Source organism: Campylobacter concisus (assembly GCF_003048555.1).
In the GTDB taxonomy this organism is placed as follows: Bacteria; Campylobacterota; Campylobacteria; order Campylobacterales; family Campylobacteraceae; genus Campylobacter_A; species Campylobacter_A concisus_AO.
The window spans coordinates 1-17,142 of the sequence record NZ_PIRR01000019.1 but is presented as its reverse complement, the minus strand read 5'-3'; the positions used below and the strand labels follow the sequence as shown (position 1 = coordinate 17,142).

Here is a 17,142-nt window from a genome sequence, read left to right as displayed (position 1 = left end):
TTAAATTTTCTAAAATCCTGAAGCAAAGACAAAATGCTCAATAAATTCTAAAATCGCTCCAGAAAATAAAAACGAAAAGGCCGTTCCAGCTACCGCAATGCCAACAATTACTTTTAGCACCATCGAGATATTTGCGGTGTAGAGATTTTTATTTTTTACGATTGGCTCTTTTAAAAACATAAAGACGATTAGCTTTAAATAGTAATAAATCGCAATGGCAGAATTTATCATGATTATAACGCTAAGTACGATATAACCAGACTTGATAAGCGATGAAACAAGTATCATTTTGCCCCAAAAGACGCTAAAAGGCGGAATGCCAGCAAGGGCGATCATAAAAATTCCCATTATCACAGCGTAGCTTGGTAAAATTTTTATAAGCCCTGAAAATTTCTCAAATGGATGCTTAAAGCGCTTGTCCCAGCAGACCACATCGTCGCATCTTGCCACCCAGAGCATAGAAAATGCGCCCAAATTTGCAAATAAAAACATGATCCAGTAGAAAAACAAGGCAACATTTGCCTCGTGAGAATTTGGCACAAGCGCACAGAGTACGACACCAGCGTGAGCTATGGAGCTAAAAGCAAGCATCCTTTTTACGTCTTTTTGCACTAGCGCCATGATGTTTGCAAGGCTCATCGTAAGCACGGCGATGATGTAGAGCATATCTTTTATCCATGAAATTTGTGAGCCTTCAAGCATCGCAAAAATTCTTAACGCGACGATAAAAGCTGCCACCTTTGGCACGATCGACATATAGCCAGCAAGTGGGGCATTTGAGCCCTCATAAACGTCTGGTATCCATGTGTGAAATGGTATGAGCGAGAGCTTAAAGCCAATTGCCGAGGCGATGAAAACGCAGCCTAATAAAATGATCAAATTTTGATTTAGACTAAGATCTTTTATCACAACGCCGATACGAGCGATGTCTATTGAGTTTGTCGCTAGATAAAACATCGCTATTGCCATCGCAAAAAAGCCAGCTGAGAGCGAGCCCATCGCAAAGTATTTTATCGCAGCTTCTACGCTTTTTGCCTTATTATGAAGGGCGATTAGGGTGTAGAGGCAAAGTGAGCTGATCTCAAGTCCTAAAAAGATGATGAGTAGGTTATTTGAGCTCACCATAAACAAAAATCCAGCTATCATAAATAAAAATAGTGCGTAATATTCATAAATTTTGTACTCAAAATACTCTTTTGTGCTAAGTGCGAGCGGGATAAAAAGGGCTGAGGCGATTAGGATGATGACTTGAGAGATGACCGAAACGCCATCAACTAAAAGCATATCCCAAAAGCTAAGGCTAAGACCGTTAAAATCAAGTATTAGGCCCAAATTTACAAATATTGCGATGATACAAAATACGCAGTAGAAATTTCTTGAAAGATCTTTTTTTATGGTGCCAACGATTAAGATAAAAAGCGCAAAGATTATCATACTAAGCATCGGAGCAACCGAAGATAAAGAAATTTCTTTAAGGTCTAAAAAGGCTATTTCGTTCATAGTTTGCTCCCGCCATTTAAAGATGAAATTTTATCCTTTGTATCGCTATTTACGGCTCTAGTTTGTATTTTGCTTATGATATTTTGTATGCTCGGCTCAAGCGGCTTTAGGATTAAATTTGGAGCGACACCAAGGGCGATTATGAGCAAGCAAAGTGGCACAAGAGCGGCTAGCTCTTTGAAATTTAGATCTTTTAGGCTTAAATTTTTCTCCTTACACTCGCCAAAAAATACCCTTTTATAAAGCACCAGCATATAAACAGCGCCCACAATGATGCTAAAGCCACCAAGTAGCGCAAAGAGCTTGTTTAGCTTAAAGACGCCAAGCAGGCTCAAAAACTCGCCAACAAAGCCAATGGTTAGTGGCAGGCCGATACTTGCAAGCGTTGCTATAAAAAATACAAGCGCGTATTTTGGCATAACCTTAGCAAGGCCGCCAAATTCGCAAATTTCTTTGGTATGAGCCCTCTCATAGATGACGCCAACTAATAAAAATAGCGCGCCACTAACGATGCCGTGGCTTATCATCAAAAATATTGAGCCGCCAAGGCCTATTAAATTTAGTGAAAAGATGCCAAGCATGATGACGCCCATGTGCGAGATCGAACTATAAGCGATCACTTGTTTCATATCGCTTTGTGCGTAGGCAACGAGAGCTGCGTAGATGATCATGATGATGGCTATGACGCAGACAAAGCCACTTAAAAGCAGGCTCGCATCTGGAAAGAGTGGAAGTGAAAATCTCACAAAGCCGTAAGTGCCCATCTTTAAAAGCACGCTAGCAAGCAGCACCGAGCCGATAGTCGGAGCCTGTCCGTGTGCGTAAGGCAGCCACGTGTGAAATGGAAATAATGGAGTTTTCACACCAAAGGCGAAGAAAAACGCTAAAAATAGCCAAATTTGAGCATTTTCTCCAATGCCAAGCTTATACCAATCAAGCAGATTAAAGCTAAAGACGCCGCTTTTTTGATAGCACAGATAGCCGATAAAGATGATCGCCACTAGCATAAAGACAGAGCCTAAAAATGTATAGATGAAAAATTTAATCGCAGCGTAAATTCTATTTTTACTACCAAATGCGCCGATGATATAAAGTAGCGGTATGAGGCTAAGCTCCCAAAAGCTATAAAACAAGATCATATCAAGCGCGCTAAAGACGCCCATCATCGTGCTCTCTAAAAAGAGCACGCTAATAATTAGGTGCTTTAAATTTCCATCATCGCTAAGTGCGGCGATAGAGATGAAGCTCATAAATGCACTAAGTACGATAAGTGCTAGCGAAATGGTGTCGATGCCGACAAAATAGCTGATATTTAGGCTTGGTATGAGTGAGACTTGATGTGTTAAAACAAAGTCATAACCCTGAAAATCGACATTGACGCAGATAAAAATGGCTAGCAAAAGCTCTATGAGAGCGATGCTTGCTCCATAAAATTTTATGCTTTTATTTTCTATTAAAAAGCCAAGTATTGCGCTTATTGCAGGGAAAAATATGATGACACTTAGCATTATTTGGCTCCGTTTAATAAAAATATAAAGCTTAAAAGTAAGGCAAATCCTGCAACCATAAATCTAAGCATGATGCTTAAGTCGCCGCTTTGCATTTTGTTTGCTAAAAATGCAAATTTATTTAGCGCTGTTGCGACTAGATCGACACTACGATCGATTATCATCTCATCAATCTTTTTACAAATTTGTGAGATCAATGCGTAGCCATTTATGAAAAATTTCTCATAAAATTTTGGTATAAAGTAGGCATTTTGCAAAATTTTGTAAGCTCTGCTCTCGCAAATATTCTCTTTAAAAATTTCTCTTTTATAGACAAATATAGCAAAGCTAGCACTTGCTAGCACTAGGCTAAGTGTTAAAACGAGCAAGAAAATTTCGCTACCGTGAGATAAATTTAGTGAAAAATCTTTTAAGCTTTTTTCTAAAAACTCACTAAAGTTGCTCCAAAAAAAGCCGCTAATGATCGAGAGCACACCAAGCGCTGCCATGCCAGCTAACATGTAGTTTTTAGCTTCATGCGCGTGTTTCTCGCTCTTTGGCTTTGTAAAAAAGACTAGCATAACGAGCCTAAAGCTATAAAATGCTGTAAGCACAGCACCAAAGAGTAAAATGATCCATAAAAATTTATTCTCACTAAAAGCAACCTCTAAAATTTTATCTTTAGAGAAAAAGCCAGCAAATGGATAAAATCCAGCTAGCGCACAACTTGCGATGATAGAAAGAAGTGCGGTTGGCTTCATAAATTTATAAAGTCCGCCCATTTTTTTGATATTTAGCTCGTCATTCATCGCGTGCATAACGTTGCCAGCGCATAGAAAGAGAAGTGATTTGAAAAATGCGTGCGTTACAAGGTGAAAAAGTGCGATCTTATAAGCGCCAAGGCCAGCAGCTACGAACATATATCCAAGCTGCGAAAGCGTCGAGTAAGCGATGATCTTTTTAAGGTCGTTATGCACAAGCGCAATGCTAGCCGCAAATATCGCTACAAATGTGCCAAGGTAAGCGATAAAGTGAGAGACTTCAGGCGCGTTTATAAAGATAAAATTTGCTCGTATGACTAGATAGACGCCAGCTGTTACCATGGTCGCAGCGTGGATGAGCGCAGAAACTGGTGTTGGTCCCTCCATGGCATTTGCAAGCCAAGTGTGAAATGGAAACTGCGCGCTTTTACCCATGGCGCCTATAAAAAGAAGTGTGGCGATGATACCTAAATTTAGCCCAGAAAAGTCGCTTCTAGCGTTAAAAACCTCGCTAAATTTAAGTGAGCCAAAGCTATAAAATATATAAAAGATACCAACAAGCATGGCAAGATCAGCCACTCTGTTCATCACAAAGGCTTCGTTTGCAGCGACGTTTGCACTAGGCCTTTTATACCAAAAGCCAATGAGCAGCCAAGAGCAAAGCCCAACGCCCTCCCAGCCGATGAAAAGGCCTATAAAGTTATCGCTTGATACAAGGACGTTCATACAAAAGACAAAGAGCCCAAGATAACTAAAAAAGCGGTTAAAGCTCGCATCATCTCTCATGTAGCCAACTGAGTAGATATGCACGATACTTGCGACCACGCCAACAGTGCTAAGCATAACAAGGCTAATGGCATCAAGGTAGAAGCTAAAGCTAAGATCAAGCGAGCCTAAGTTTATAAACTCTTTTAGGGTTAAATTTAGTGGCTCATCTACGCTAAGACTAGCCGTTAGCATGAGTGAAGCTGTGGCGCTAATGATCATGAGAAGCGAGCAAAAAAGACCGATAAATAAATTCTTGCTGCTATGCGAAAAGATGCCAGCAATGATAAAGCTAAGAAGCGGGAAAAATAGTGAAATGTAAAATAAAATCATCCCTTAGCCTTTCATATTTGTCATCGAATCTAAACTGATGCTGCCAGTCTTTTTATACCAAAGCACAAGCAGACCTAGTCCCACAGCGACCTCACTAGCAGCGATTGCAACTATAAAAAATGCAACTATTTGTCCAGTTAGATCAAAGTGGTATTTTGAAATGGCAGCGAGTGCGATATTTGCCGAGTTTAGTAAAATTTCACTTGAGAAAAATAGCATGATCAAATTTCTTCTTCTCATTATGCCAACAAGCCCTATGACAAAGACCAGACTTGCAAGGATGAGGTAGTGAGTAAGTCCTATCATAGCATCTCCTCAAATTTGCTTTGCGCATCTAGGTCTTTATGTATCAAGATGATGCCAGCCACCATCGCCACAAGTAGCATGGTAGCGCACATCTCAAAGGCAAGCAGATACTTGCTAAAGAGCAAAATTCCAACCGCTTCGATGTTGCCAAGACTAGCGAGGGTAGAATTTACCACCTCCTGCTTTGCGCTATAGATCGGCGCTAAAAAGATAAATATCAAAAGAAGCGCTATAAAGCTACTTAAAAAATAGATAGTGATCTTTGCTTTTTTGCTACTTTTTGGCTCACATTCTTTACTGCTATCAAAAAACATCATTGCAAATGCATATAAAACGACCACAGCACCTGTGTAGACTATTATCTGCACTACGCCTAGAAATTCCGCTCCAAGTAAGAAAAATATAGCCGAGATAAAGACCATGCCAGCAGCTAGCGCAGAGACTGCATTTAGTGCGTTTTTACAAAATACGCTAAAAGAAAAACTAACTAAAACCAAGGCGCTAAAAAGATAAAATGCAAAGCTCTCATACATCTTTTGCCCTTTTAAAATTTATACTACTCATCACTTTTTGTCTCATTTTCATTTTCGCTTATAAATGCATTTGGTGTCTTTTTGATTAAGCTATCAGCATTTTTAGGAAGTGCGCCATAGCCTTCAAACTCGCTTTGATCTTTTAAAAATTTATCCTTTGTCAAAAACTCATCTTTTGTGCCAAATATAATCCTACTCTCACTTGTGACTTCGTACTCTTGTCCGCAAACTATCGCAAGCTCAGGACAAACATCAGCGCAAAATCCACAATACACGCATCTACTTAAATTTATCGAGTAGCTTGCGACCTTTTTGCGGCCATCTTCGCCAAGTGAAGTCTTCATCGAAATGCAGTTGCTAACGCAAATTTTCTCACATAGCCCGCACCCAATGCAACGTTCATTTTCACTTTCAACAAATTTCAAAAGCTTATGAATGCCCCTATATCTAGCATTTAGCTCCATCTTTTGCATAGGGTATTTTAAAGTATGTGACTTGCTAAAGAGCATCTGCTTTATCGTGACTTTTAGTCCGATCAAAAGATCAGGCTTAAATGTGACAGAGATGAAGTGCTTAAATTTATCAAACGCACTCTTTGGCTTTAACTTTTCATCTATTAAAATATATTTTTTCTCACTCATTTTTCGCCTTAGATTAGTAACATAAAGCCAGTGACTACGATATTTAAAATTCCAAGCGGAAGCAAAATTTTCCAGCAAAATGCACTTAACTGATCAACTCTTAAATGTGCCCATGAAGCCCTTACCCAAAGAAAAAAGAAAAAGACAATGCTTGATTTTAAGATGATCATCAAAGCGCCTGGGATAAATAAAAATTCGTTAAATCCACCTAAAAATAAAATCGTAATAATGATGCTAACAGCGATCATATTTGTGTATTCGCCGATGAAAAACATCGCCCATCTCATGCCGCTATACTCGGTGCCATATCCTGCTACTATTTCTGTTTCGTTTTCTGTTAAGCAAAATGGCGTTCTATTGCACTCCACGAAGCTTGCTATTAAAAAGAGTAAAAAGGCAAGGGGCTGCTTGAATATAAGCCAGCCAAAAATTCCTTTTTGATAGTTGTTTATATCCACAAGTGAGAGCGAACTAGTTACCATTACGACGCTTAAAAGAGCCATGCCAGCGACTATTTCGAAACTAAGAAGTGAGACTACTGCACGAGCCGCACTAATTAGTGCAAATTTATTATAGCTAGCAAGACCTGCTGCAAGTGGAGAGAAAACGCAAACTGAAGCAACACCAGCGATGTATAAAATACCAACATTAATATCTGAGAGAATCGGACGTAATGTATGTCCAAAAATTTCAAACTCAGGCAAAAATGGCACAGGTGCAAGCGCTGCAAACGCGGCAATGGCTGATATTAGTGGAGCTATTAAAAAGATAAATTTATTCGTATTTGCTGGTACGATATCCTCTTTTGTAAAGAGTTTTATCATGTCAGCTACTATCTGTAAAATCCCAGCTGGCCCTACCATATCAGGTCCAACGCGGCGCTGCATGTAGGCTAATACTTTTCTTTCAGCATAGGTTGCAAGCCCTGCAAGGCTTGCCATGACGGCTAAGATGACCACAGCTTTAATGATAGTGCTTAGCACAAAAAATAGTGTTTCACTCATCTTTTGCCTTTATGATTTTAACTGCGGCGTAGCTTTTGCCATTAAATATAACTCCTACATCAAGCTTGTCGTCATAATCACCTAAATACGCACCAACTCCGCCAAGCTCGCTATCAAGCTCCACGCAAATGGCAAGCTTGTGCCCATCTTTTTCTAAAATAATCGCTTCATTTTGTGAAATTTCAAATTTAGCCATAAATTCGCTACTTGCATAAAGCTTCGCTCTTTTGGCTGTTTGTGTGGCATAGTTTGCAAAAAATGATGGTAAATTTATAGGATTTGCAAGATTTATAAGTGCCTCGTCATCTTTTAAATTTATGCTCTTGCTATCTTTTAAAAGCGGCTCTATATCATCATTTGGCGTGAAATTTGAAATTTCTAGTTTATAACCTCTGTAGCTTGTGCCGTCGTTTGCGTAAAAATTTTCTAAATCATCAAATTTAATGCCTTTGTAACCCTTTTCCTTTGGTAAATTTGGCGTGTAATCAATCGTATTTTCAGCCATTAGTCCAAGTGCATTTGCAATATCGTTTAGAAAATAACCTTTGTGCGGTATCGCCACATTTGTTGGTACTAGGGCGTTATTTATGCTTGTAAATGTTCCTTCTTGCTGATTTAGCGCGCTAGTATCGATGTCGCCTTCAAAAATGCTAAATTTATAATCGCCATTTTCGTTATAGCCAAGCGTCTTGCCAGGCTTTTTTTCGCTTGTAAGAGTGCAAATTTTAGCAACGCCAAGTGAGTTTGTGCGTGGTGGTATTAGCATCACACGAAATGGCGTAGCTCTTGTGATCACTCCAGTAAGTGCGGCTAGTAAATTCGCATTTTCATCCGTGTAAAAATCGCTTCCTAAAATGAGCGTAAATTTGCTTTTGCCATCACTTAAAGCTGGTACATCTAAGCCAAAATTTTCATCAAAATTTTCAAGTTTTGATGTAAGCGCGATAGGTAAATTTTCACCCCAGTTTTTAAGTATAAAAAGTAAAATTTGCTCCAGCTTCCCAACTTCATGCGTTACATAGATAAAATTTTTAGAATATTTTTTAACGATCTCATCGGCTATGTGATGAAAGTAAATTCCAGCTGCTTTATTCATTTTTAAAGCGTTATTTAACTTAAAGCTTGTCACTGGGCTTTCGTGTCTTAAGAAACTGCCAGCACTGATGATAAAATCGCTATTTTTGATATCTTCATAGTCTGCGTTATATGAGCTAAGCCCACTAAATTCGCTAAATTTATTTAAAAATTTTTGATAATTTAGCGCCTCATTGTTTATTAGATTTAGATCAAATTTCTCTCTTAAACGCTCTAAAATAAGGGCCTCTTCGTTCGTGATAAAGCTATTAAATTTTATATTTTTGATCGTGCCATTTTTAATATTTAAAACAATCTCTTCAAATTTCTCTTCATTCTTACAGGCAAGCTCGTTGTGAAAGTCATAGCCAAACCTAGCTGCTCCACTTATTTCGCCAAATGTAAAATCATTGTTGACGCGGTAAATTTGCTTACTTCTGTCGCTAGTACTCTTTTCTTTTACGTCATAGTAAATTAGCTCACAGTCGCTTTGATGTGGATTTGCAGCTGGGACAGGGTTTAGCTCCCAGATATTTGTGCTATATTGAAAATGCGAACTAATAAGCGCTCCAGTAGGGCAAACGCTGATACACTCGCCACAAAATGAGCAGTCTAAACTCTCGCCCACGCTTGGACCTATTAAGCTTTTTTGCATTTTGCTAAAAACAGCATAGGCATCTTTTGGCATGTTCTCCTTTAGCTCTTTTGGCACCTCAATGCCCCTTGGTACGGTCTTTAGCGCACTCTCGCCGATCCTATCTTTACAAACAGTGACACATCTTTCGCAGACTATGCAAAGAGCTGGATCGTAGTTGATTAGCCCCCATTTTTTATGTGGTTTGTGCGTGTCAGCGATGGCAAATTTTTGTTCATTTACTTTTAGATGCGTGGTTAAATTTTGTAGTTCGCATTCGCCGCTTTTATCACAAACGCCACATTGAATCGGATGATTTACACAGTAAGTCTGCATGATCGCATTTCGCTCGGCAGCGATTTCTGGCGTGTTTGTATAAATTTGCATATCCTCTTTTGCTTTGGCATTGCAGCTATAAACTACTTTGCCATTTGCCTCGACCATGCAAAGCCTACAAGCAAGAGTTGGTGAGCAGCCGCTAAGATAGCAAAGAGCTGGGATATAAATTCCATTTGCCCTTGCAATATTTAGGATGCTCTCGCCTTCATCTGCTTCTAAAATTTGGTCATTTATGCTTATTTTCATTTACTAACTACTACTTGCTTAAATGCGTATCCATCAAACTCTTTTGCGCCAAATATCGCAACTGTGCCTTTTAGCGAATGGTCTAGTTTAAATTTTGCCCTCACGCTAAAATCTTTTGCTTTAATCTCTAGTATATCGCCATCTTTTGCCTTTGCTACGATGCCAAATTGCACGCCGCCCACGATCTCATCGCTTGCATTTTTATTTAGATAAACGACTGCTCCGTCAAAATTTTCAAGCTCTTTTAGCTCGTCTATTTTGTGATAATCGTTAAATTCTTTCCTGCAACCACCAGCCAAAACGACATTTTTGCCTAAAATTTCAAGTAGCCAAAAGATCGCATCTTTATCTGGATGAGTAAAAAATGAATCATCAATAACGATGTTTTTAACGTCCTTTATCCACTCGCCTAGCTCTTCAAATTCCTCTTCACCAACATTGCACTCGCCACTTATCAGCCCATCATCAAGCTCGCTAAAAAACTCATCGCAAGATAAGTTTGCGTATTTGCAAAGAAGAGCTAAGACGTAGCTTATCGAGCCTATTTCGCAGCGGATTAAATTTTCGCCACCAAGCTCGCTATCTTCGATGCAAGAGATGTATTTAAACTCGTGCTCTTTTATCTTTTTTGCTAAATTTTTATTGCTCAAGCTTAGTAAATTTGCAATGCTTAAGCTTTTGCCTGCTATTAAATCATTAAATTTCATATCTTGCCCTTTTTTATGGTTAATACCCAATCAACTTGGTTAAATTTAAGCGAGTTCATCACTTCGCAGTTTAGATTATAGGCTAAATTTACAGCCTTTGTCACGCCGCTAAAATCACCTATCTCAAATAAAAATATAATCACTTCGCCAGCCTCGCCAGCCTTTATCTGCTGTCCAAGAGCGCTCAAAAACTCACTCTTTAAGTGTCTAAGATCGACCCTTCTCATCTATCGACCTCGCCTAAGATGATATTTGTGCTACCAATTATCGTAGCGACATCAGCAACGTACTGGCCTACCAATAAATCTTCATAAATAGCGCAGTGCCAAAAGCTTGGCGTGCGAATTTTTAGACGATATGGGCTTGCGCTGCCATCTGAGTTTATATAAATTCCAAGCTCGCCCTTTGGCGATTCGCTAGCAAAATAAATTTCACCTTTTGGTGGCTTTAGTCCCTGAGTTATTAGCACAAAATGTTGCATTAGTGAGTAGTTTTGGCTCATTATCTGCTCTTTTGAAGCGCTCACGTAATCTGGCGCGTCGGCGATGATAGCGGGGCTGCTTGTTTGATACTTGCTAACGCACTGCTTTAAAATTTTCACACACTCGCGCATCTCTTTCATGTAAAGCAGATACCTTGCGTAGCAGTCGCCTTTAGTGGCGTAAGGTACGTCAAATTCTAACTCGTCGTAGATGAGATAAGACTCTTCTTTTCTTATATCACGTGCGATCCCGCTTGCTCTTAGCATGACGCCAGAGCAGCCGCTACTAAGGGCTAGCTCTTTGCTAATTACGCCCACATCAACAAGTCTTGCTTGCCAAATTCTATTTTCACTTAGCAGATCTTCATAAAGCGTGATATCGCTTGGAAATTTCTCACAAAATTTAAGCAGCTCCTCGCACCAACCATCAGGTAGATCAAGCGGTACGCCACCGATCCTTATCGAGCTATGTGTTAGCCTTGCGCCGCAGTATTTTTCTATGAGATCAAGGACGTATTCACGCTCTCTAAATGCGTATAAAAATACGCTCATTGCCCCCACGTCAAGTGCGTGCGTAGCTAAAAATAAAAGGTGCGAGCTGATGCGGTTTAGCTCCAAAAGCATCACTCTAATGATCTGCGCACGGCGAGGCACTTCTATGGCACAAAGCTTCTCCACGGCCGCGCAAAATGCATAGTTATTGGCGCTTGAGGCGATGTAATCCACCCTGTCAGTCACTGGGATAAATTCCTGATAGGTCATATTTTCAGCCATCTTTTCAACGCCTCGGTGCATAAAGCCAACCTCTGGCATAGCGCGCACGACCTTTTCTCCGTCAAGCTCAAGCACAAGCTTTAGCTGTCCATGAGCGCTTGGGTGCTGTGGGCCAAAATTTAGTATCATCTTGCCGTCATTTTGCTCAAATTCTAAATTTTCAAAAAATGGTTTTAAGCGGTTTGGTGCCTGGCTCAAGGTCTTTCCTTTACTATCTGGCTTTGGTTAAATTTAGCCTTTTTGACAAATCTCACGCCGCCTTCTTCTTGATACTCGTAGTCTTCATTTTCGTCAAACACTCTTGAAAAGCCAAAGGTATCTTTCTCATCGACAAAGGCTGGGTCGCGGTTCTCTTCGCCGATCTGCTCTCTAAATTCACGCCCAAAAATTTTATCCACCTCGTACCATTTAGCAGCCTCGTCGCCAACTAGCGGATAGCTTTTTAGTAGAGGGTGCGAGTGCCAGTCATCAGGCATGATGAGGCGCTTTAAATTTGGATGATCTTTGATGAGAACGCCACTTAGATCATACATCTCACGCTCAGCCCAGTTTGCGCTTTTATAAAGCTCGCAAACGCTTTTTAACATTTCGTCCTTTTTGACAAAGCATTTTACTCGTGTGCGCCTATTTTTGCTAACACTTAAAAGCTGATAAAAGACCTCGTATCCACCTTTTTGAGCTATATAATCAATCGCCGCAAGCTCACAAAGCTGCTCGTAGCCAAAGCCTTTTAACGCTTCAAGTGCTTTAAAATTTTCACTAGAATTTATATAAATTACAAGCTGATCAAACTCTACGTAGCTAGATAAAATTTCTACTCTGTTTTGCTCTAAGATGGCTAGCTCTTCATCAAATTTAGAACCTCTTGCCTCATCTTTTGGCGTCTGCTTTTCTATGTAAAATTTCTCTTTGTAATACTGCTTTTTTTGCAGGTCGTTTTTTGGCTTATACTCTCTCATATCTCAAGCTTTCTTGGCTTTTGCGCCCTAAATGCACTTTGCTTTCTTATCTTTTTTTGAAGCATCATAAGTGCATACTGAAGTGTCTCTGGGCGAGGAGCACAGCCTGGGATGTAGATATCAACTGGTATTATTCTATCGACACCTTGAACGGTTGAATAGGTGTTAAACATGCCGCCAGTATTTGCGCAGCTACCCATCGAGATGACCCATTTTGGCTCAGGCATCTGATCATAAAGACGCCTTGTAAATTCTGCGTGTTTTTTAGTTAGCGTGCCAGCTATGATCATCACCTCTGAGTGTCTTGGACTTGCGCGAAATATAGTGCCAAATCTATCAAAGTCATACCTACTAGCTCCGCTTGCCATCATCTCGATCGCACAGCATGCAAGCCCGTAGCTAAGTGCCCAAAGCGAGTTGCTTCTACCCCACTGAACTAGCTTGTCAACTGTTGTTAAAACTACTGGCAAGCCACCATTTGCAGCGTAGTTTATCTGATGCTTTGCCACTTAAAGACTCCTTTTTGCCAAGCGTAAGCAAAGCCAATTAATAAAATCGCCACAAAAAGCAGCATCTCGATAAATCCAAATACTCCAAGTAGCCTAAAATCTACCGCCCATGGATACATAAAAATGACCTCAACATCAAATAAAATAAATAAAATTCCATAAAAAAAATAGTGGATATTTATCTTATTTGGTTGTTTTACTGTGGTTGGCCCACACTCGTAAAAGCCAAGTTTTAAACGCTGGGTATTGCGGTTAGCTAGTTTTTTGCTTATTTTTGAGGAAAGAAATGTTATCAAGCCAAATGAACAAGTTGCTAGTAAAAGTATGATAAATGCACCAAAATAGGTGCTTTCAAGCTCTGAGTGTGACATACTTTGCCTTCTTTTAATTTTCAAGATTCTACTAAAATTAAATTTATTTGACCTTGAAATGGCTCAAGACCGTGGTAGCTATTGTGATTTTGTGTAAAAATTTCGCTTATTTTATCTTCTCAACCGCATCTTTTGCAGCGCTTATTCGCTCGCTCTCATCAAGCTCTTTTACGAAGCCATCTTTAACTAAAATGATCCTAGTTGCCATGTCAAAGTAGCTATCATCATGGCTTACAGCGATGACACTTATGCCTTTACTTTGTAAAAATGGCAAAATTTCCCTGTAAAATTTACGCTTAAAAAGTGGATCTTGATCGGCTGCCCACTCATCAAGGATAAGGATAGACCTGTGCTCTAAAATGGCTATTAGTAGGCTTAGGCGCTTTCTCTGGCCGGTTGAGAGCTGCGTAGTGCTAAGCTTATTATCCACCACGCTTACCTTTTTGTCGATCTCAAGCAGAGCCAAGAGCCCCTCTATATCGCTTTGGTTGGCAAAGCCATCATGTGAGAGCGTTTGCGAAAATAGATAAAAATCCGCAAAAATAGCACTTATCTTTGCCTGATAGCTTTGTAAATTTGCTTCATCTATCTTTGTGCTATCAAGGTAAATTTTGCCACTACTTGGGCGGATAAGGCCACAAAGTAAATTTATAAGCGTGCTTTTGCCACTGCCATTTTTACCGATGATAAATGCTATCTCGCCGCGTTTGATCTCTAAATTTACATCATTTAGGCTAAATTTGCCGTGGTCGTAGTTGAAATTTATATCCTTTAGCCTGATACTTTGCCACTCGTCGCTTAGACTATCATCAAATTTAAAGCCTTCCTTAAATTTATTTAAATTCAAGCTCATGATCTTCTCTAAACTCACCTTTGCGCTAAGTGCAGCTGGTATGGAGCCTACCATACTCATAAAAGAGCCTCTTAAAAATAGTATCGTTAGGCTTATACTAAGTGCCGTTTGCAGGCTCGCCCAGCCAAATGCCACACACAAAAATACGCAAAGTCCGACCGCACCAAGGAGCATTACGTTGGTAAAATTATCACTTAGCGCGTGATAGACGTCTGCTTTTACCATGCTTTGGCGCTTCTTGTCGCCTGTCAAATTTAGCTCGTCAAAGCAGACGCTTGCCCTTGCCCTGTTTAGACTAAGCTCTCTATGTCCCTCAACGATGTCTTCATAGTGCCTTTGCAGCGCGTCATCTTGCGTCCTTGAGTCTTTAAAATAAAAGTGGATCTTTTTCATCAAAAGTGTGTTTATAACGAGCGTGGCGCCGATCCAAACTGCGCTAAATATAAATACTTTTGGCGCGATGTAGGCTAGATAAAAGCTGGCACAAATGATGAAAACTAGGCTTTGTATAAAGCCAGTAGCACTCATAAAAGCAAATGTGATCGTCTTTATGTCGTTGTTTAGACTAGCTATGATCTTTGCCTTGCCGATCTCGTTTATCACGCTATTTGGCGTGTCTAAAATTTGCTTTACACTTTGATATCTAAGCTCATAGATAAATTTATGTCCAAAATTTGTAAGTGAGATATTTGCGGCGATGGCGCTTATGAAAAATAAGATCAAGATAGCTATAAATTTGATCGCTATGACCGCGTCAAATTCTTTTAAATTTACAAGTTCGTTGTTGATAAAAGAGAGCGTCCAGACGCCAAGCCCGCTAAAGGCAAGCGTCAGGATCACTATTTTGATTATTGAAAAAAGATTGCTTTTTATTAAATTTACAAGCATTACATAGCGGCGCGAGGCTGAATGATATTTTGATCAAATTTTTGCTCGGTGTCTTCGCTCATGATGCGAAGCACTTTGCTGCGTTTGATCTTCGCGTCGTTTTTAAATATCGCGCGCACCTTATCCATGCCCGCGTAAAAGTCGCGCATGAGTACGACGCAGATGTATTTGCCGAAAAACGTCGGCTTGATAACGCCGTTTTCTTCGTAGATCGCGTTTACTAGCTTTAGCAAGCTAAGCTCGACAAAGAGGTCTTTGTTGATGTTTGCGTCGTTTTGCTCGTTGTAGGCTTTGATATCCACGGCGCCGTCAAAAAGCCTTGTTAAAAACGTGTATTTCAGTCTCTCTTTTTTGCTAAATGCGCATTTTGCGATGACCGGGCTTTGTCTACCCTTGATCTTTCTGCCGTAATCAAGTAGGTTAAATGCGTTTATCACAAGCTCGCCGTCAAGGAAGCTAAATGCACCGCTGCCCACACCCACGTACTCTAAATTTGAGCCCACGTATTCGTCGCGAAGATCGGCGCTTTTTTCGTTTGAAAACGCCCAAGCGTTACTTTGCTTATATCCGCCTTTGGCAAATTCGCTCACAATGATCTCGTAAAATTCGCGTTCATTATCGACGTTTGATACGCCCAGCGAGCGAGCGATGTTCTCTCTCGTTAGCTCCGATTTCATGAGCGGATAGAAGGTGATCTGCTGCGGAGAGATCGATTTTGCAACATTTACGTCGTTTATTATCTGCTCTTTTGTCTGATTTGGCAGGTTAAAGATGAGGTCTAGGCTGATAACTGGGATCTTGCCAAGAGCGATAGCCTGCTCTATCTTTCTTTTTGTCTCCTCAGCCGAGCCAAATTTATCGTATCTGCCAACTCTTTTTAGCGTCTCGTTGTCAAAGCTTTGCACGCCTACGCTTAAGCGGTCGATAAGCCCGTCAAAACGACCGAGGCTCTCTGGCGAGATGTGATTTGGATCGCTTTCTGCTGAAATTTCATCTATACTAAAAAGCTCTTTTGCAAGCTTAAGCGTCTTTTCAAGCTCAGGTTCATTTATAAGCGTCGTGCCACCACCAACATAAAGTGAATCAAAGTCAAATCCATCCTCTTTAACCTGCCTCATCTCCTCACGTAAATTTTCAAAGTAAATTTTTGCAAGCTCTTGTTCATAGTGGTACTTATGAAACGAGCAATATGGGCAGAATGTGTGACAAAATGGTACATGCGCGTAGAGCATATACTTTTTGTCTTTTTTGGGAGTTTTAGTGTAGGTTGTGGTTAAAATGTCTATATTAAATTCATTATATAGTGATCTTTGAATAGAATTATGAGCGTAATTTACGGCAAAATTCTCGACAATATTTTTAAAGATCATAACTAATCGCCTTAAATAAGTTTGGTTTTAAATTGATGTGTTAGGATAGCTAACTTTTAATAAATTTAGCCTTGCACCGGTATAAAAATTTAGTAAAAGATGAAACTCACTTAAGGCTTTTGCTTATAAAAACACACCATTTTTAGTATTTGGCTTAGTTTTTAATAATCACCTTAAGTGATAAATTTAATATCTTACTTCTTGGCCCTTGAGATGATTTTGCTCGAGTCAAGCTCAAATCTTATTTTCTCATTATTTTCACAACCAATTGCTTCTAAATAATAAAATTTACCAAGTGTTGATAGGGCTTTGATGTTGTAAAGCTTTATGGCGTCGCTTACTTTATCTTCTTCGTAATAAGTTTTACACTTACCGATATTTTTGTTATTTTGATGAATTTTATCTGAAATAGCCCCCAAAGCACCTTTTTCAATTACTAGGTATTTGTAATTAATATTACTCAATCCAAATTGTTCTGCGATATAGTTTGTGAGAGTTATAAAAAAGAATGACGGTATCGCAATAGTAAAAATAGTCAAAATGATTTTATATCCTTTTATTTTATAAAAGCCCTCCATATAAAATAAAAATCCCAGAGGAACAAAAA

Annotated in this window: 16 protein-coding genes and 1 pseudogene; all 17 read right to left on the bottom strand. The window is 39.6% G+C overall.

Features of this window, described 5'->3' with window-relative positions; translation table 11 throughout:
• Positions 1-9: 9 nt before the first annotated feature.
• Positions 10-1,500: an NADH-quinone oxidoreductase subunit NuoN gene (nuoN, locus tag CVS92_RS04945; RefSeq protein WP_107788713.1), complete on the bottom strand. Its 1,491-nt coding sequence runs from the start codon at positions 1,498-1,500 to the stop codon at positions 10-12.
• A complete protein-coding gene (locus CVS92_RS04940; protein ID WP_107788712.1) occupies positions 1,497-3,008 on the bottom strand; it encodes an NADH-quinone oxidoreductase subunit M in 1,512 nt (503 codons plus the stop codon). Before CVS92_RS04940 ends, nuoN begins: the two co-directional genes overlap by 4 nt.
• On the bottom strand, positions 3,008-4,846 hold the full coding sequence (gene nuoL / locus CVS92_RS04935; RefSeq protein WP_107788711.1) for an NADH-quinone oxidoreductase subunit L: 1,839 nt from the start codon (positions 4,844-4,846) through the stop codon (positions 3,008-3,010). Before nuoL ends, CVS92_RS04940 begins: the two co-directional genes overlap by 1 nt.
• Positions 4,847-4,849: 3 nt before the next feature.
• A complete protein-coding gene (nuoK, locus tag CVS92_RS04930) occupies positions 4,850-5,152 on the bottom strand; it encodes an NADH-quinone oxidoreductase subunit NuoK (RefSeq protein ID WP_084041822.1) in 303 nt (100 codons plus the stop codon).
• A complete protein-coding gene (locus CVS92_RS04925) occupies positions 5,149-5,685 on the bottom strand; it encodes an NADH-quinone oxidoreductase subunit J (protein WP_107788710.1) in 537 nt (178 codons plus the stop codon). The genes nuoK and CVS92_RS04925 overlap by 4 nt, the downstream gene beginning before the upstream one ends.
• 23 nt (positions 5,686-5,708) lie before the next feature.
• On the bottom strand, positions 5,709-6,326 hold the full coding sequence (gene nuoI / locus CVS92_RS04920) for an NADH-quinone oxidoreductase subunit NuoI (RefSeq protein WP_107788709.1): 618 nt from the start codon (positions 6,324-6,326) through the stop codon (positions 5,709-5,711).
• Positions 6,327-6,334: 8 nt separating this feature from the next.
• On the bottom strand, positions 6,335-7,330 hold the full coding sequence (nuoH, locus tag CVS92_RS04915; protein ID WP_107788708.1) for an NADH-quinone oxidoreductase subunit NuoH: 996 nt from the start codon (positions 7,328-7,330) through the stop codon (positions 6,335-6,337).
• Positions 7,323-9,623 (bottom strand): NADH-quinone oxidoreductase subunit G, encoded by a 2,301-nt coding sequence (locus CVS92_RS04910; RefSeq protein WP_107788707.1) that lies wholly within the window; start codon positions 9,621-9,623, stop codon positions 7,323-7,325. Before CVS92_RS04910 ends, nuoH begins: the two co-directional genes overlap by 8 nt.
• Positions 9,620-10,330 (bottom strand): hypothetical protein, encoded by a 711-nt coding sequence (locus CVS92_RS04905; protein WP_107788706.1) that lies wholly within the window; start codon positions 10,328-10,330, stop codon positions 9,620-9,622. The genes CVS92_RS04910 and CVS92_RS04905 overlap by 4 nt, the downstream gene beginning before the upstream one ends.
• Positions 10,327-10,557 (bottom strand): NADH-ubiquinone oxidoreductase subunit E family protein, encoded by a 231-nt coding sequence (locus CVS92_RS04900; RefSeq protein WP_087579452.1) that lies wholly within the window; start codon positions 10,555-10,557, stop codon positions 10,327-10,329. Before CVS92_RS04900 ends, CVS92_RS04905 begins: the two co-directional genes overlap by 4 nt.
• Positions 10,554-11,783, bottom strand: a complete 1,230-nt coding sequence (gene nuoD / locus CVS92_RS04895) for an NADH dehydrogenase (quinone) subunit D (RefSeq protein ID WP_107788705.1) — start codon at positions 11,781-11,783, stop codon at positions 10,554-10,556. Before nuoD ends, CVS92_RS04900 begins: the two co-directional genes overlap by 4 nt.
• A complete protein-coding gene (locus CVS92_RS04890) occupies positions 11,780-12,544 on the bottom strand; it encodes an NADH-quinone oxidoreductase subunit C (protein ID WP_107788704.1) in 765 nt (254 codons plus the stop codon). The genes nuoD and CVS92_RS04890 overlap by 4 nt, the downstream gene beginning before the upstream one ends.
• Positions 12,541-13,053, bottom strand: a complete 513-nt coding sequence (locus tag CVS92_RS04885) for a NuoB/complex I 20 kDa subunit family protein (RefSeq protein WP_012001120.1) — start codon at positions 13,051-13,053, stop codon at positions 12,541-12,543. Before CVS92_RS04885 ends, CVS92_RS04890 begins: the two co-directional genes overlap by 4 nt.
• On the bottom strand, positions 13,035-13,424 hold the full coding sequence (locus CVS92_RS04880; protein WP_107698388.1) for an NAD(P)H-quinone oxidoreductase subunit 3: 390 nt from the start codon (positions 13,422-13,424) through the stop codon (positions 13,035-13,037). The genes CVS92_RS04885 and CVS92_RS04880 overlap by 19 nt, the downstream gene beginning before the upstream one ends.
• A gap of 106 nt (positions 13,425-13,530) precedes the next feature.
• Positions 13,531-15,165: a multidrug ABC transporter permease/ATP-binding protein gene (locus CVS92_RS04875; protein WP_107788703.1), complete on the bottom strand. Its 1,635-nt coding sequence runs from the start codon at positions 15,163-15,165 to the stop codon at positions 13,531-13,533.
• Positions 15,165-16,535: a coproporphyrinogen III oxidase family protein gene (locus CVS92_RS04870; RefSeq protein ID WP_107788702.1), complete on the bottom strand. Its 1,371-nt coding sequence runs from the start codon at positions 16,533-16,535 to the stop codon at positions 15,165-15,167. The genes CVS92_RS04875 and CVS92_RS04870 overlap by 1 nt, the downstream gene beginning before the upstream one ends.
• Before the next feature lie 194 nt (positions 16,536-16,729).
• Positions 16,730-17,142 (bottom strand): annotated as a pseudogene (locus CVS92_RS04865) (hypothetical protein); the annotation flags it as partial.

Coding starts and splice junctions, on each gene's coding strand:
- CVS92_RS04880 (WP_107698388.1), bottom strand. CDS start 13,424: ATGTCACACTCAGAGCTTGAAAGCACCTATTTTGGTGCATTTATCATA.
- CVS92_RS04925 (WP_107788710.1), bottom strand. CDS start 5,685: ATGTATGAGAGCTTTGCATTTTATCTTTTTAGCGCCTTGGTTTTAGTT.
- CVS92_RS04900 (WP_087579452.1), bottom strand. CDS start 10,557: ATGAGAAGGGTCGATCTTAGACACTTAAAGAGTGAGTTTTTGAGCGCT.
- CVS92_RS04875 (WP_107788703.1), bottom strand. CDS start 15,165: ATGCTTGTAAATTTAATAAAAAGCAATCTTTTTTCAATAATCAAAATA.
- CVS92_RS04905 (WP_107788706.1), bottom strand. CDS start 10,330: ATGAAATTTAATGATTTAATAGCAGGCAAAAGCTTAAGCATTGCAAAT.
- nuoL (WP_107788711.1), bottom strand. CDS start 4,846: ATGATTTTATTTTACATTTCACTATTTTTCCCGCTTCTTAGCTTTATC.
- nuoN (WP_107788713.1), bottom strand. CDS start 1,500: ATGAACGAAATAGCCTTTTTAGACCTTAAAGAAATTTCTTTATCTTCG.
- CVS92_RS04910 (WP_107788707.1), bottom strand. CDS start 9,623: ATGAAAATAAGCATAAATGACCAAATTTTAGAAGCAGATGAAGGCGAG.
- CVS92_RS04940 (WP_107788712.1), bottom strand. CDS start 3,008: ATGCTAAGTGTCATCATATTTTTCCCTGCAATAAGCGCAATACTTGGC.
- nuoH (WP_107788708.1), bottom strand. CDS start 7,330: ATGAGTGAAACACTATTTTTTGTGCTAAGCACTATCATTAAAGCTGTG.
- CVS92_RS04870 (WP_107788702.1), bottom strand. CDS start 16,535: ATGATCTTTAAAAATATTGTCGAGAATTTTGCCGTAAATTACGCTCAT.
- nuoK (WP_084041822.1), bottom strand. CDS start 5,152: ATGATAGGACTTACTCACTACCTCATCCTTGCAAGTCTGGTCTTTGTC.
- nuoI (WP_107788709.1), bottom strand. CDS start 6,326: ATGAGTGAGAAAAAATATATTTTAATAGATGAAAAGTTAAAGCCAAAG.
- CVS92_RS04890 (WP_107788704.1), bottom strand. CDS start 12,544: ATGAGAGAGTATAAGCCAAAAAACGACCTGCAAAAAAAGCAGTATTAC.